The organism is Pantoea sp. SGAir0215 (genome assembly GCF_043543215.1).
The window spans coordinates 965,286-979,839 of record NZ_CP028031.1 but is presented as its reverse complement, the minus strand read 5'-3'; the positions used below and the strand labels follow the sequence as shown (position 1 = coordinate 979,839).

12 protein-coding genes are annotated in these 14,554 nt (G+C 56.9%); 5 read left to right on the top strand and 7 right to left on the bottom strand.

Annotated features, from left to right (window positions below):
- Together C1N64_RS04640 and C1N64_RS04635 are read left to right on the top strand one after the other, a co-directional pair.
- Positions 1-891 carry a siderophore-interacting protein gene (locus C1N64_RS04640; RefSeq protein WP_039339023.1) on the top strand — a complete coding sequence of 297 codons (891 nt, stop codon included), beginning with the start codon at positions 1-3 and terminating at the stop codon, positions 889-891.
- A 37-nt stretch (positions 892-928) separates the two neighbouring features.
- Positions 929-1,360: a GFA family protein gene (locus C1N64_RS04635; RefSeq protein WP_039339024.1), complete on the top strand. Its 432-nt coding sequence runs from the start codon at positions 929-931 to the stop codon at positions 1,358-1,360.
- 72 nt (positions 1,361-1,432) lie between these two features.
- Here C1N64_RS04635 and C1N64_RS04630 read toward each other — a convergent pair whose 3' ends face one another.
- Positions 1,433-2,311: a LysR family transcriptional regulator gene (locus tag C1N64_RS04630; RefSeq protein WP_205954027.1), complete on the bottom strand. Its 879-nt coding sequence runs from the start codon at positions 2,309-2,311 to the stop codon at positions 1,433-1,435.
- Between the two features lie 98 nt (positions 2,312-2,409).
- Between C1N64_RS04630 and C1N64_RS04625 the strand changes: the two genes are divergently transcribed.
- From C1N64_RS04625 to C1N64_RS04615, 3 genes are all read left to right on the top strand, one after another.
- Complete coding sequence (locus C1N64_RS04625) at positions 2,410-2,916, top strand: phenolic acid decarboxylase (RefSeq protein ID WP_033739073.1); 507 nt, start codon at positions 2,410-2,412, stop codon at positions 2,914-2,916.
- Between the two features lie 502 nt (positions 2,917-3,418).
- The gene (locus C1N64_RS04620; RefSeq protein WP_033739072.1) at positions 3,419-3,844 is read left to right on the top strand and encodes a YeeE/YedE family protein; all 426 of its coding nucleotides are present in this window, start codon (positions 3,419-3,421) and stop codon (positions 3,842-3,844) included.
- A 15-nt stretch (positions 3,845-3,859) separates the two neighbouring features.
- A complete protein-coding gene (locus C1N64_RS04615) occupies positions 3,860-4,288 on the top strand; it encodes a DUF6691 family protein (protein WP_039339027.1) in 429 nt (142 codons plus the stop codon).
- Positions 4,289-4,458: 170 nt separating this feature from the next.
- Here the strand turns inward: C1N64_RS04615 and C1N64_RS04610 are convergent, their stop codons facing one another.
- The 6 genes from C1N64_RS04610 to C1N64_RS04585 form a co-directional block, all read right to left on the bottom strand.
- The gene (locus C1N64_RS04610) at positions 4,459-5,475 is read right to left on the bottom strand and encodes a substrate-binding domain-containing protein (protein ID WP_033739070.1); all 1,017 of its coding nucleotides are present in this window, start codon (positions 5,473-5,475) and stop codon (positions 4,459-4,461) included.
- A gap of 29 nt (positions 5,476-5,504) precedes the next feature.
- Complete coding sequence (locus C1N64_RS04605; RefSeq protein WP_185200091.1) at positions 5,505-6,914, bottom strand: sucrose-6-phosphate hydrolase; 1,410 nt, start codon at positions 6,912-6,914, stop codon at positions 5,505-5,507.
- The gene (locus tag C1N64_RS04600) at positions 6,914-8,284 is read right to left on the bottom strand and encodes a sucrose-specific PTS transporter subunit IIBC (protein ID WP_033739068.1); all 1,371 of its coding nucleotides are present in this window, start codon (positions 8,282-8,284) and stop codon (positions 6,914-6,916) included. Before C1N64_RS04600 ends, C1N64_RS04605 begins: the two co-directional genes overlap by 1 nt.
- Before the next feature lie 66 nt (positions 8,285-8,350).
- Complete coding sequence (locus tag C1N64_RS04595; RefSeq protein WP_033739066.1) at positions 8,351-9,889, bottom strand: carbohydrate porin; 1,539 nt, start codon at positions 9,887-9,889, stop codon at positions 8,351-8,353.
- A gap of 238 nt (positions 9,890-10,127) precedes the next feature.
- A complete protein-coding gene (locus C1N64_RS04590) occupies positions 10,128-11,372 on the bottom strand; it encodes an MFS transporter (protein WP_054688393.1) in 1,245 nt (414 codons plus the stop codon).
- A 50-nt stretch (positions 11,373-11,422) separates the two neighbouring features.
- A complete protein-coding gene (locus C1N64_RS04585) occupies positions 11,423-14,509 on the bottom strand; it encodes a beta-galactosidase (protein ID WP_375124267.1) in 3,087 nt (1,028 codons plus the stop codon).
- Between the last annotated feature and the right edge of the window lie 45 nt (positions 14,510-14,554).

Below are 14,554 nucleotides of genomic sequence, written 5' to 3'. Positions count from 1 at the left end.
ATGGCTGACGTCCCTGCTTACCGCCTTTTTGAGGTCAAACTGGCCCGCAAACATCACCTTTCACCTTCGATGCTGAGCCTGGTATTTAACGGGCCCGACGTGGCACAGATGAAATCGGATGCGCCCGACCAGAGGATTAAGATTTTGCTGCCTGCCGAAGATGGCAGCCTGCCCGACCTGCCCAATAACGATGAGTGGTACCAGACGATTCTGTCGCTGCCCAAAGCGCAGCGGCCGCTGCTGCGCACCTATACGCTGCGCCACCTGGATGTCCAACGTGAGGAGCTGACCATTGAGTTTGTCAGCCACGGTACAGAAGGCCCGGCCTCGGCCTGGGCCATCAACGCGAAACCGGGCGACAGCCTAGTGATCGTTGCGCCGAATGCGGCGTTTGAGGCCGACAGCGGTGGCTACGAATGGACGCCGCCAGACGGTCTGCGCAATGCGCTGCTGATTGCCGATGAAACCGCCTTGCCTGCCGCGAAAGGCATTCTGGAATCGCTGGCCCGCCAGCCCTATCCGCCCCGGGTTCAGGCTTTTTTTGAGGTGCCGGATGCTGAGGATTGCGTCGATTTACAGGCCTACGCGTTTGCCGACATTGTGTGGTTGCCCCGCAAACCTGCGTTTGCTTCACATGGTGAATGCCTGATCGCGGCAATTCAGTCCCAGGTCAGCGTACCCGATGGCGGCCAGCAGCAGGCCGTGCAGGAAGAGGAAGACGGTGAGTTACTGTGGGATCGTGCGCAGGCGCGCAACAATGAATTTTACGGCTGGGTGGCCGCCGAATCGACCGTCGTGAAACTGCTGCGTCGCCATCTGATTGGCGAGCGCGGCGTTGATCGCGAAGCGATTAACTTTATGGCGTACTGGGCCAAAAAGCGGGCACACTAAGCGTCTTCTTAACCGCATTTTATTCAGGGAAGCCAGCATGATTTCAGGACGTTGTTTATGCGGAACGGTGGTATTCAGGCTGACACAAAAGCCCAGTCATTTTTACCGCTGCCACTGTTCGCTGTGTCGTCGCCAGACCGGCACGGGCCATAATCTGGCGACGATCGTTAATGCAGACCACTTTCGCTGGTTGGCCGGTGAAACCTTTATCGCCAGCTGGCGTCGCCCGCAGGGATACCGCAATGACTTCTGCAGGAACTGTGGATCCACCGTGCCGAACGACTTACGTGACCGGCCGCTGATCTGGCTGCCGATTGGCCTGCTGGATGACGATCTTGATCTGCATTGCGCCGGCGACTATTGCCTGGACGATGCCCTGTCGTGGAGCGGTCATCCGGTTGAAAACCGCCATCAGCAGGCTCCTGACTCGCTGGATGCCCTGCTTCACGCCCTGCACGTCACACCGTAAATCCAGTCCGCCGCGTAACTGGCTCACGAAAGCTGTGCCGTGGCGGATCGTCTGCCCGGCCCGTGGCGCCCGTTACGGTACGTCCGTTTGCGGTGCCGTTTTCAGCAGGTCAAGTAAGGTCGCTATGGGCGGATCCAGCATGATAATGTCTTTTTTAATCAGCAGATGCAGCGTGGTGGCGCGGCGCACCCCATGCCGAAGCGGCAATATCTTCAGGATGCCCTGTGCCAGTTCGTGACGGATGCGCGCCTGCGGAATCCAGCCATAGCCCACCTGATGCATTACCGCTTCTACCGCCGCGTCAATGGTTGAGAAAGACCAGTAATCGCCACTGCTGCTTTCATTCTGCACTGTAAAATGTTCGCGATCCGCAATGCGGATCAGCGGATACCGCGCCAGTTGTTCCTCATCCAGGTCTACGCCGCATTGATGCAAGGGGTGATCGCGGTGCGCCACAGCGACAAAATCCACGTTCATCAACCATTCGCCCCGCCCGGCCATATCCTGACGCTGGGTTACCACCATCACATCGGCCTCAGCATAATCGGTATCGGTTTCGAGCACTTCGGTGAGATTAATTTGCGTGTGTGGGTGGCGTTGCTGAAAGGTTTTCAGGACAGCGAACAGGCGGCGGCGCGGAAAGATGCTGTCCACCACCAGATCCAGTTTGGTTCTGACGCCGCTGCGTATGGCGCCCGCATACGCCTCCAGCGAATGAAACGCCTTAAGAAGCGGTCGCACCTGCGCCAGCAGCAATTCACCGGCGGGCGTAAGTACCGCTTTGCGCCCCTCAATGTGCAGTAAGGTGATGCCAATACGCTGTTGCAGCATGGCAAGATTGTAACTGACTGAGGACTGGCTGCGGTTGGTCAGGTCGGCGGCTTTTGCAAAGCTGCCTTCTTTCATAACCTTATCCAGCAGGCTCCATTGTTCCAGCGTGGTTTTATGCATCATCAATCCATTTTTTGAATGGTTTTCATCATAAATTAGCGTTTTTAATTCATAAAGTGAATGACTAAGCTGGATTCACCAACAGAGGAGAACGAAAGATGAGCAGCTTCGACAAACACAATCTTGACGGTTTCACAGGTAAACATCTGGTTTATACCTACGACAACGGCTGGAATTATGAGCTGTACATTAAAAACGAAGACACCATTGATTATCGTATCCACAGCGGGATGGTGGGCAATCGTTGGGTCAAAGACCAACACGTTTATATCGTCAGAGTCGCGGAAAATAGCTATAAAGTGTCCTGGACCGAACCTACCGGCACCAGCGTCAGCCTGATTGCCAACATGAGCGACAAGCTGTTCCACGGCACCATTTTCTTCCCACGCTGGGTCATCAATAATCCTGAACGTACCGTCTGTTTCCAGAACGACCATCTGGACGAAATGGCGAAATACCGCGATGCGGGCCCAACCTACCCAATCGAAGTGATCGATGAGTTTGCCACGATTACCTTTGTACGGGATGCCGGAAAAAATAACGAAGACGTGATTGCCTGCGCGGCAAGCGAGCTGCCGGCGAATTTCCCTGAAAACTTAAAATAATCACCAGGCAGGAAAGGGGCTAAGCCCCTTTTTGTTCACCAAGACGCACACAGCAATACGATTCCACCAATGCAAAACGGCCCGGTTGATCTTTACTGGCGGTTATCCCTGACCGGTTCCTTTCCCTTATCAGGCCTCTTTTATCCTGTCCGGACATTCACCTCTGTCCGTACCCTCTCCCCGTACACCTGGCGCAAAACAGATCTGTGCACAGAACTTTTATGTGCCTCACACGAAGCCGATTGATAAAGACGGCAGATGCCGTCATCCTGCTTTAAAAGCCGGTAAGCACAGTTCGTCAGCTGTGTGAAAATAGCCTGTGACAGTCGTCAGCAGAAGATATTGCCCGGCCACCGCAGCGCGACCACGTTATTTGCGCTGAGGCGCATGGCGTTGCAGGTAAAGCGCAATCGCGGTCGTTCACCTGAGAGCGACGGTGAACGCTAGCTGGAACAGGGCGTGTTTAAAGCACGCATTGGCAGATCACAAGGAGTCAACGGTAATGCATATCGATCTGGACCATTTTACGCCGATTCAGAGTCTGGCAGGTGGCCTGCTGATTGGCGCAGCGGCGGGTCTGTTAGTGCTATTTTGTGGCCGCATCGCCGGTATCAGCGGCATTCTGGGCGGCCTGCTGAAACGTCAGTCGGCTGACAAGCCGTGGCGGTTCGCGTTCATTGCGGGCCTGGTGTTGTCACCGCTGGTGTTTCAGTTATTCAGCGCGCTGCCCGCTATCGACATTGACGCCTCATGGGGACGCCTGGTGCTGGCCGGCTTACTGGTGGGCCTGGGCGCGCGCCTGGGCTCGGGCTGTACCAGCGGTCACGGCGTCTGTGGTTTATCGCGACTGTCGCCGCGCTCACTGGTGGCGACACTGGTCTTTATGTTAACCGCCATGCTGACCGTCGGCATGATGGGTCACGGGTAAACATCAGGAGGCACGATGGTCGTTTTATTTTCTCTGCTTAGTGGACTGTTGTTTGGCACGGGCTTGCTCGTCAGCGGCATGGCGAATCCGGCGAAGGTTTTGGGTTTTCTGGACATTACCCGCGCCTGGGATCCCTCTCTGGCGCTGGTGATGGGCGGCGCGGTTATCGCCGGGCTGGTAACGTTCTGGCTGGCTTCCCGACGCAAACGGCCCGTCTTTGAGGAAACGTTTTATCTGCCTGGCAACCGCACACTGGATAAACGGCTCATCAGCGGCGCGGCCCTGTTTGGCATCGGCTGGGGACTGGCGGGCATCTGCCCCGGCCCGGCGCTGGTCCTGCTCGGCGGCGGCGTGCTCAAAGGCATTGTCTTTGTCCTGGCGATGCTGGCAGGCATGCTACTTTTTGAGTGGCTCGACAGCCGCACGTTATCGCGTGGTCAGTAATCCCGACCGGCCATCATAAAAACGTTCAGATGGCCACATGGCGAAGCACGGCCTGATGCCGTCCCCGTTTCGTGAGCCCTGTCCGTAATCTGGTCCTGATGCAGAAACGGAGTGGCAGCAGCACGGGATCGGTTACCTGAACCACACTTGTGGCCTGCCGCTGAACCGGATCACCCCGCCAGCGAGGAGCGGTAGCGCAGCCTGGCGGGCAAAACGATCTGCCGCTCCGCCAGATCCTGCCCCTGAATCATTTGCGTGATGACCGAAAAGCACTCCTGCGCCAGGCGCGGCACATCCTGCTCTACGGTATCGATATGCAGTGACAGCGAGTCATATAAATAGTGATCGTCGAAACTGGCGATATGGATATCACTCTCCAGCAAATGGTGCTGGCTCATGTAGCGCAAAACCCCTTCCAGTAAGCCACAGGCGGCGGTAAACACGGCTTTCGGCGGCCTGCCTAACCGCGCACAGAGCGCGGCAAACATCTCATAGCCGCTGCTGGGGTGGTAGTTGCCCTGGATAATCCATTCCGGTCGCGGCGTGACGCCCGCCCGCGCCAGGCCCTGCATAAAGCCAGCCAGCCGATCTTTCGTCGGTGACAGGCGCGGCTGCCCACCCAGAAAATAAACCTCATCAGGATGCGCGCGCGCCAGACGTTCTACCAGCTCGGCAGTTGGCGTTAGTGAATCCGTTATCACCAGCGGCAAACTGCTGTTATTTACGTGGCGGTCAAACAGCACGACCGGCAGTTGCTCGCTCAGCTTCAGGTAGTCGCTGTCGCTCTGCTGACTGGAGGCGACGATCAAACCATCCACCTGACGCGAGACCAGATTGTTGACCACCAGGGTTTCCTGACTGGCATTTTCATCGGTGCAGGAGATCAGCAGTTGCAGACCCGCTTCACGGCACAGGTTTTCCAGCGCGTGAGAAAACACGGCGAAACCATAGTTGGTGATTTCAGGCACCACCAGCCCCAACGTATGGCTGCGATTTTCACGCAGCAGACGCGCGTGGATGCTGGGCTGATAGTGATGTTGCTGAGCAAGGGCCATGACGCGTTCACGCGTTTCCTGCGCCACGCGCAGTTCTTTACCGCGCCCGTTAAGCACCAGGCTGGCCGTGGCTTTTGACACCCCGGCCAGCGCAGCGATATCACTGATGGTAACGCGCTTTGTTTTTTTCACGACGGTGCTTCGGTTAAGGAAACAAGGGCTTATTCTACCATGCAGGATCGTAACGACCAGTAGCAGGCCGTGACTTCTGCGCTACCGCGCAGGCGTAACTCCGCCGGATGCGTGGGAAAGTAACGGCTACTCATCACGCCTTCTCCGTCATTGATAAAAATCTCTACGCTGGAGTGGTCACACAAAATATGCAGTTTGTGCGCCCGCCCGTTCCAGTGGCGGTACAGCCATTCGCCGGTTTCCAGACTGCGGCGCGCCAGGCACAATGCATCCGCATGCCAGGTCAGCAGCAGTGAACCGGCGAAATCCAGCGTGATCCCGCCGCCTGATTCCAGCATCAGCTCAAGCCGTTGTGCAGCGAGTAACGGAGCCTGACTGGCGTTGCCGTGATAGCGCTGCGTCTCGCCGCGCAACGCCTGCAGTTCCGCCACCGGTTGCTGGTACAGTTTACCGTCGCGCGCGCTCAGTTCCCGGATACAGGTCATTTGATGAATCCAGCCGAATTTCACGGTAGGCTGATGCATCTCCTCCCCGTCCGGGACGCCCATCCAGCCCACCAGCAGCCGACGGCCATCCTCGGTCAGCGTGGTCTGCGGCGCATAGAATTCAAACCCCGCATCCAGCTCAGTGAACCCCCCGTGCGTATAGCGGGCGTTTTCATAATCCAGCGTGCCGCTGAGACAGGCGCAGGGATGGCTGTTCAGAAAGCGTTTCTCTTCCCGTTCAATGCCCTGAGGACAGCAGATCAAAAACGTCGATTCTCCCAGGGTGAACATGTCCGGGCATTCCCACATATAACCGGCTTCGCCCAGTCCACCCAAACCGCTACCGGCAATTTCGCCGAGGTTTTCCCAGTGGTGCAGATCGCTTCCGCGCAGTAGCAGGACTTTGCCCTTGAGCTGCTTGTCCTGCGCGCCCAGCACCATGTACCAGTGTGCGCCATGACGCCAGACTTTCGGATCACGAACATGGCCGGTGTAGCCCGCCGGCAGGGGAAGCACCGGCCCCAGCTTATCGAATCCCCCGTCAGGGTTCTGCACCGCCAGGCACTGCCAGGCGGTACGGGAGCCGTCGGCAAACTTAACGTTGCCGGTATAACACAGGGTTAAGGTGCCATTATCGTCTACCGCGCTGCCTGAATAGCAGCCGCTCCGGTCATACTCTTCGTCTGGCAGCAAGGCGACAGGTTCATGCGACCAGTGCAGCAAATCCGCAGAGCGCCAGTGGCCCCAGCATTTATGCTTATGCTCACAGCCCAGGGCGTTCCACTGGTAGAACAGGTGATAGTGCCCGTCGAAATGGATAAACCCATTGGGATCGTTAAGCAGCCCGGTGACCGGTGCCAGGTGCCAGCCCGGATAGTGGCTGTCCTCGCGTGCTTTAGGCTGGCCTTTCATTACCGCCTTCAGCATGGCGGGCAGCAGAGTGTTGTTAGCCATCATTCAGAGTCCGTTTTGTATTTCAGCAGGAAGGCGATCACAAAGGCGACGCTAAAGGCGATAACCATACCAATAATATAATTCAGCAGCGAACTGGCCTGAACGATCGCCATACCGGGTAAGCCCGTCAGGCCCACCGCCGTCATATACACTTTCATCGACACCACCCAGGCACCGCCGATGGCTCCCCCGATCAGGCCGGCGATGAAGGGCTTCATGAAGCGCAGGTTAATACCAAAGATGGCCGCTTCGGTAATGCCCAGCAAGGCAGAAAACGCAGAGGGCAAAGTAATCGCCTTGATTTTGGCATCCTGCGTTTTGAACCACACGGCCAGACATGCGCCGCCCTGTGCCACGTTAGCCATCGCCCATATCGGCAACAGGAAATTGACGCCGATAGACGGGTTACCCAGCAAGCCAGCTTCAATCGCGTGGAAACTGTGATGCACACCAGTAATCACGATAACGGAATACAGCCCGCCAAACAGCAATCCGGCCAGCCAGCCTGCATGGGCAATCAGGGTGCTGAGCACAAAGGAGATACCATCCCCCAACGCGCGCCCGGCCGGGCCAATGATGAGCAGTGCCACAAAGCCAGAGATGATCACCGTCAGGAAGGGCGTCAGGATCAGATCGAGAGCATCCGGGATGATGCGGCGCAGCTGTTTTTCCAGCAGACTCATAAACCACACGGCCAGCAGGACCGGAAAGACCGTGCCCTGGTAGCCAATCATCGCCACTTCGATACCAAAGAAGTTCATGGTATGGAAACCGGCCGCCACGCCCCAGGCATTAGTCAGCGCAGGATGCGTCAGAATACCGCCCAGCGTAGCGCCTAAGAACGGGTTACCACCAAACTCACGGGCCGCCGTAAAGCCAATCAGAATCGGCAGAATGATAAACGCCGCCGAACTGCACATATCCAGCATGATATACAGGGCGTTTTCCGGGTTAACCCAGCCATAGGTTTTGACCATGCCCAGCAGGCCCATCAGCAGGCCGGAGGCAACGATCGCCGGAATAATCGGGACAAAAATATTCGACAGCAACCGGGCGATACGCTGGAAGGGATTGAGCTTACGGGCCGCAATGTCGGCCGCTTCCGATTTACTGGACTCGCTGATGCCCGCTTCCGCCACAAAAGCCGCATAGACTTTGTTGACCACGCCAGTCCCAAAAATGACCTGCAGCTGGCCCGCGTTGCGGAAACAGCCCTTCACACCGTCGATTTTACCAATTGCGGCGGTATCCGCTTTGGCATCCTCGACCAGCACCAGCCGGAGCCGGGTTGCGCAGTGGGCTGCGCTGGCAATATTTTCTTTGCCTCCCAGCAGCGGCAGTAATGCGCGGGAGATTTGTACAAAATCCATAAAAAACCTCTGTGTTGTCGTGTAATGTTGTCAACCCGGTTGAAACGGCCCTACAGGGCCGCCCGGTCAGAACCAGGTTTCCATTTGTACGCCGAAGTTCCATTCACCGCCGGCTTCAAAGCCGCTGCTGCCAAACGCATCGCCGCGCGCATAGTTGTCCAGTCGGTGATCCCAGTCCATCCAGGTGGCGAAAAGGCGAATTTCCGGACGTTTCAGGAATTCCCCTACGTTGCTGGCTTTCAACGTAGGCGCAACGGTCAGTTTGTAGAAGTTACCACTCACTGCGCTACGCTGATTGAAGCCCTCCGGACGCAGATCCATATATTGATAGGTGGCTTCGTACTGCATTTCGAAATTCTCCGTCAGCCCCTGAATCAGGCGCATGTTGGCGGTCGCCCACTGATAGCTGTCGCCTTTGACGTAACGATCTTTACTGCTCTGCGCCAGCACCGCCGGAGCGATATGCCAGCCGCCGCCCAGTGGGGTGATCCCGTAGCTGGCCAGACGCCAGGTATCCGCATCCGGCAGCAATGCGCCGTCGGACCCAATGGCTTTGACCTCTGCACCTAAGCCGTGACCATACAAGAGCGCGGTTTTCGCCGTTCCTTCACGCAGACCATAAAAGCTGTCGTTGTGCAGCCCCACCAGGGCATGCAGACCGGTATTCGCAGCATCGCCTTTCACTTTCAGGCCATTCACGTCCAGCCGATCGTCATTGTCTTTGGCGCGCATACCGCTGAGCATCAGCTGGAACGGGCCGTAATAGTTGTTGGCTGTCAGAATGTAGTTCTGTGCGGTGTTATCGTTGTTTTCGATATCACCAAAGGTGCGCCCGTAGAGCGACAGGTTGCTGTGAGCCTGATCGCTCCACTTCATGTCGTAAATACCGGCACCGGTCCCGGCGAGGAACACGACGTCGGAGTCGATCCAGTGAATATCGAAATTGTCGCGGTCAAAGCGTTTCCCCGCCCAGACAGTGGTGTCTTTGAACGCGCCCGTAAAGGTGGGCAGTTGACCGAGTTCCACAAACGCCTGCCGCAGGTTGAGATCGCTACTGGCGGCCGTCCAGTCGTTATAGGTCCGCTGACCGTCGGCCAGCATGGCTTTAAAGCGGGTGGTCGCCCCGTTTTCCAGCGTTTGCTTATGTTCCAGATTCAGTTCGACATAGGTATCCGGTTCGTTGCCTAAGCGCCCGACATGCCCACCGGTTTCCCCTGCCGGCGTCACGGTCGGGCCGCCCTGCGTTTTGGCCGCCGAGCTGTTCATTAATAAGCCAGAACGCGCATAGCCGTGAAATTCAAAGCCCCCGTCATCACTCGCCTTCTGTTCCAGTTTCGCCGTGCGCTGTTCCACCTGGGTGGCAGTGGCCTGGGTTTGCTGTTGTGCGCTGGCAAGCTGCTGGGCCTGTTTTTCTGCTGAAGCGGCCTGTTTTTCTGCGGCGTTTGCGCGACGTTCGGCGGCGTCAGCACGCTGCTCAGCCGCCTGCAGGCGCTTTTCCAGCGCGGCCAGCCGGGCTTCGATACTGCTCATGCTCGGTTCCGCAGCCAGAGCCGGGCCTGCGCAGAGCAACAATCCAACGGTTGCAGCAAGTCTCTTTTTTCTCATCGTTTTGCCATTCCAGAAAGGTTCAGGTCGTGGTGTTGTCATTTTGCTAAACCGGTTTAGGTTTTGGATAATATTGATCGCCGGATTTCCAGGCAAAGCAATTTGCTAAACCGTTTTTATGATTGTGAGTCAGTTCGCAAAACGACACGATGTGGTGGGAAAGGAAGCGGCAAAAAGCGGGGAGCGCGGACAAAGCAATGGGCAGTCTCCTGCCCAGTGTTAAGGGGATAATTGTGCGTCAGACAGGCTGCCGACGTAACGCTGTCAGCGGCCCTGGCCCGCTGAGCGTGAAGACGGAAAGCAGCGTGAAGGCCAGTGCAATACAGCCCAGCACCAGATACGCGCCCTGGAAGCCAATGCTTTCGTACATATTGCCCGCCAGTACCGACATAAAAATCATCGCTAACTGCTTAAAGAAGCAGAAGCACACCAGATAAATCGTGGCGGAGAAGCGCACCTCAAACTGGCTGGTGATGTATTTAAAACAGCCGACGATCAGGAAAGGGATCTCAAACATATGTAATGTTTTCAGGATCACCACCTCCACCGCCGTGGTGGCAAAAGAGGAGCCCATAATGCGCACAGACATGATCATGCCCGCCAGCAACAAGGCATTTTTGCCGCCGATACGGTTAACGATGAGCGGCGCAAAAAACATGATGCAGGCGTTCAGTAATTCGCCCAGCGTGGTGACGTAACCAAAGACGCGCGTGCCCTGCTCACCCGACGTAAAGAACGAGGTAAAGAAGTTGGCGAACTGCTGATCAAATACATCGTATGTACAGGAAACGCCCACAACATATAGCGACAAAAACCACAGTTTGGGTTGCTTAAACAGCTCCAGTGCCAGCTTCAGACTGAACGCGGACTGGTTCGCCCCCACGGCCTGCGCCACCGTGGCAGATGAGGAATTGCTGGTGCGTGAAAAGAACAGCAGCAGCGCCAGGATCACGGCACAGCCAGAGCCTAACCAGAAAACAAACTGGTTATTAATGGTGAACATGATGCCGACGATAGAGGCGCACAGTGCCCAGCCAACGCAGCCAAACATACGGGCCCGGCCAAATTCAAAATGGCTGCGGCGACTGACTTTCTCAATATAAGCTTCAATTGCAGGTGCCCCCGCATTGTAGATAAAGCCCAGATAAATACCGCCCACAACCGAACCCGCCAGAATATTCACCTGCAGGAGCGGGCCAAATACATAAATAAAGAAAGGGGCGAACATCACCAGCATGCCGGTGATCACCCATAACAGGTGTTTGCGCAGCCCGAGTTTGTCGGACAGCAGCCCAAACAGCGGCTGGAACAGTAACGAAAACAATGAAATGCTGGCGAAGATAATGCCGGTGTCCCCTTTGCTGATGTGGTTAATATCATGCAGCCAGATGGGGAAGAACGGGAAATAGGCACCCATGATGAAAAAGTAAAAGAAGAAGAAAAGGCCAAACAACCAAAAGTTAGTATTTTTTAAATAGTACATAGCGGACTTCCTTATGCGAGAGTCAGGCAGGCCGGAGCCTGCCCGCTAAGTTACTTTTGTTGCCCCCAGGTAAACTGGTAGCCATAACGTCCGGCACTAAGCAGGAATTCAGGGGACACCGACGGACTCCAGGAGTCATCGCCGCCGACGCCCATATGGAAGCCATCAATGTTGAGCCAGGTACCTGCTTCAGGCTGCAAAAGGTGGCGATGGCGGGTGTCCATCAGCTGTTTCTGGCTGTAGCGGCTGATGTTGAACTGAAAATCACCGCGCCACTGATGGACACCGTACCGCAGTTCACGCGTGCCACAGCGCAGGCCGTTCTCGGTGGGGAAGACATACGGCGTGTACATGTCGTCCAGCGATAAATCCCAGCGATCAAAACAGGCCGCGGTCAGGCGATCCGGGTAGTTTTCATGGGGACCCAGACCTAACCAGTTCACCCGATCAGCCACCTCCGCTAACTGGCAACACATCCCGATGCGGGCCGGATACGGCGTATCGCGGGCGACCTCAACATTGACCGTCACCTGCATCTCACCAAAGCCATCGATACGGTATGTTTTGCGGCTGACAAACAGGGTCTTGCCCTGGAACTGCCAGGCATGCGCGGTGGTAATCAGTACGGCATCGGTGAGCGTTTCAGCGCTGCACTGCAGGGTGATAACGTCCGCCTGGTAATGCCCCGCCGCTTTCCAGCGCTCAACCCAGGCGTTGGGATCGATACGGGTGGCCTCGCTGACACCGATATCGTTATCCAGTGGCGCGCGGGTGAACTGGTCCGTCAGCGGCGACAGTAACTGTGCTTTTTCATCAATCCAGTACTGCGTCAGGACGCCCTGCTCCCGACTGAACGCCCAGAGCTGGTTATTCACCATCACGCTAAAGCGGTCTTCGCTGCGCTCAAGCACGGGGGCGCTGGCGGCCACAGACGCAGGCGCGATATCAAGAATCGTCTCCAGCGGCCACTGCTGCCAGGCACTGATGTGTCCGGCTTCGGACCAGGCGGTAGGTTGCGGCTGCTCTACGCGCACCGTTAACCACAGTTGCCCTGCGGATTCTGGCAGTGGCATGGCGGGCAGGGTGATGCGCTGACGGCCCTGCGGTGCGATGTCGAGCGTGACCTCACCTGTCGCCAGCAGATTACCGTCCTGGGCCACGGACCAGTGCAGAATTTCATTGTCACTATGGCGGAACAGGTATTCGCTGGTGACCTCCAGCGTGCGCTCACTGCCGGGCAGCAGGCTGAACTGGAAGAACTGCTGTGCGTGGCGCGCTTCATACAGCGACGGATGCGGCGTCCGGTCGGCAAAAACCAGCCCGTTCATGCAGAACTGACGGTCGTTGGGCGTATCGCCAAAGTCACCGCCATAAGCGGACCAGGCTTCGCCGTTCTCATCGTACCGAATTAAAGACTGATCGACCCAGTCCCAGACAAAACCGCCCTGCAGGCGGGGATACTGACGGAAGGCCTGCCAGTACTTCGCATAGCCGCCCAGGCTGTTGCCCATCGCATGGGCGTATTCACACAGAATCAGCGGCCGCTGCTCGCCCGGCATCGACAGCCATTTCTTAATCGACCATTTTGGCACCGCCGGGAACGGCTGGTCCTGATCGACGCGCGCATACATCGGGCAAATAATGTCAGTGGCCGCCGTGTTGGCGCCGCCGCCCTCATACTGCACCGGACGGGACGGATCTTCGCTTTTCAGCCAGCGATAGAGCGCATCATGGTTGGCACCATGGCCTGATTCATTGCCCAGAGACCAGATAATAATGCAGGGGTGATTGCGGTCACGCTGCACCATGCGCGTAACGCGCTGGCTCATCGCGGGCAGCCAGACCGGATCGTCACTCAGGCGATTCATCGGCACCATGCCGTGGGTTTCGATATTGGCTTCATCCACCACATACAGCCCGTAATAATCACACAAGCTGTACCACAGAGGATGATTGGGATAATGGGAGCAGCGCACGGCGTTAAAGTTATTCTGCTTCATCAGCAGAATGTCCTGCACCATTGTTTCGCGATCCATCACCTGGCCGTGGACAGGATGGTGCTCATGACGGTTGGTGCCGCGGATAAGCAGTGGCTGGCCATTGAGTAACAACAGGCCGTTCTCAATACTGACGTGACGGAATCCCACATCGCAGGCTTCCGCTTCAATCAGCGTGCCGTCCGCCCGGTGCAACTGCACCACCGCCCGATAGAGATGCGGCGTTTCCGCGCTCCAGAGCGCAGGATTGTTCACGCGGAGGGACAGCGTTGTCCGATCGTTCCAGGCGCCGCGCTCGTCAACGATCGCACTGCCCAGTGGCGATGTCGCGTCCCCCACCAATTCAGTGCCTGCAAAGAGCTGTATGCTCACCTGTAAGTCGTCATCCAGCGTGCCGGCGACGCGCACCTCGGCATCCAGCCGGGCACGGCTGAAATCGTCATTGAAATGTGTGCGGATACGCAGATCGCGGATATGGGTGGCCGGTTTGTGCAGCAGGGTGACATCGCGGAAAATGCCGCTCATGCGCCACATGTCCTGATCTTCCAGGTAGCTGCCATCGCTCCAGCGTAACACCATGACGGCAAGGCGGTTTTCACCCCTGACCAGGTACTCCGTCAGATCATATTCCGAGGGCAGACGACTGTCCTGACCATAGCCAACCCAGCGGCCGTTGCACCACACATTAAACGCTGAATTCACACCATCGAATACCACTCGGGTTTGTCCTGACACCAGCCACCCGGCATCCACATTAAATGTGAGCGAATAACATCCTGTGGGGTTTTCAGCGGGAACGAAGGGGGGATTTACCGGGATGGGATAGGTGACATTGGTATAGATGGGAACATCATAACCCTGCATCTGCCATACCGACGGCACGGCTATCGGCGCGGCCTCGGCCAGATCCTGCGTCCGCCAGCTCTCCGGTACGGCCTCGGGCGCGGTGAAATAAGCAAATTGCCACTCGCCATTCAGACACTGGACGTGCCCTGACTGATGCTTCTCACGCGCTGCTTCTGCACTGCGCCAGCTGCAAAAAGGGGGATGGGCTTCCAGCCGGTTACGTTCGCTGATGCCAGGTTTTTCCCAGTCGCGCCGGGCCAGTACGGCAGCCAGTGAATCTCTCTCCAGGGCCATGTTACTCTCCTGCGTAAAATTGTTATCCGCTCACATAAAAATGAC

Bases quoted from the DNA above. Each gene is read 5' to 3' on its own strand.
- C1N64_RS04595 (WP_033739066.1), bottom strand. From the start codon at position 9,889: ATGAGAAAAAAGAGACTTGCTGCAACCGTTGGATTGTTGCTCTGCGCA.
- C1N64_RS04585 (WP_375124267.1), bottom strand. From the start codon at position 14,509: ATGGCCCTGGAGAGAGATTCACTGGCTGCCGTACTGGCCCGGCGCGAC.
- C1N64_RS04635 (WP_039339024.1), top strand. From the start codon at position 929: ATGATTTCAGGACGTTGTTTATGCGGAACGGTGGTATTCAGGCTGACA.
- C1N64_RS04615 (WP_039339027.1), top strand. From the start codon at position 3,860: ATGGTCGTTTTATTTTCTCTGCTTAGTGGACTGTTGTTTGGCACGGGC.
- C1N64_RS04605 (WP_185200091.1), bottom strand. From the start codon at position 6,914: ATGGCTAACAACACTCTGCTGCCCGCCATGCTGAAGGCGGTAATGAAA.
- C1N64_RS04620 (WP_033739072.1), top strand. From the start codon at position 3,419: ATGCATATCGATCTGGACCATTTTACGCCGATTCAGAGTCTGGCAGGT.
- C1N64_RS04640 (WP_039339023.1), top strand. From the start codon at position 1: ATGGCTGACGTCCCTGCTTACCGCCTTTTTGAGGTCAAACTGGCCCGC.
- C1N64_RS04600 (WP_033739068.1), bottom strand. From the start codon at position 8,284: ATGGATTTTGTACAAATCTCCCGCGCATTACTGCCGCTGCTGGGAGGC.
- C1N64_RS04625 (WP_033739073.1), top strand. From the start codon at position 2,410: ATGAGCAGCTTCGACAAACACAATCTTGACGGTTTCACAGGTAAACAT.
- C1N64_RS04590 (WP_054688393.1), bottom strand. From the start codon at position 11,372: ATGTACTATTTAAAAAATACTAACTTTTGGTTGTTTGGCCTTTTCTTC.
- C1N64_RS04630 (WP_205954027.1), bottom strand. From the start codon at position 2,311: ATGCATAAAACCACGCTGGAACAATGGAGCCTGCTGGATAAGGTTATG.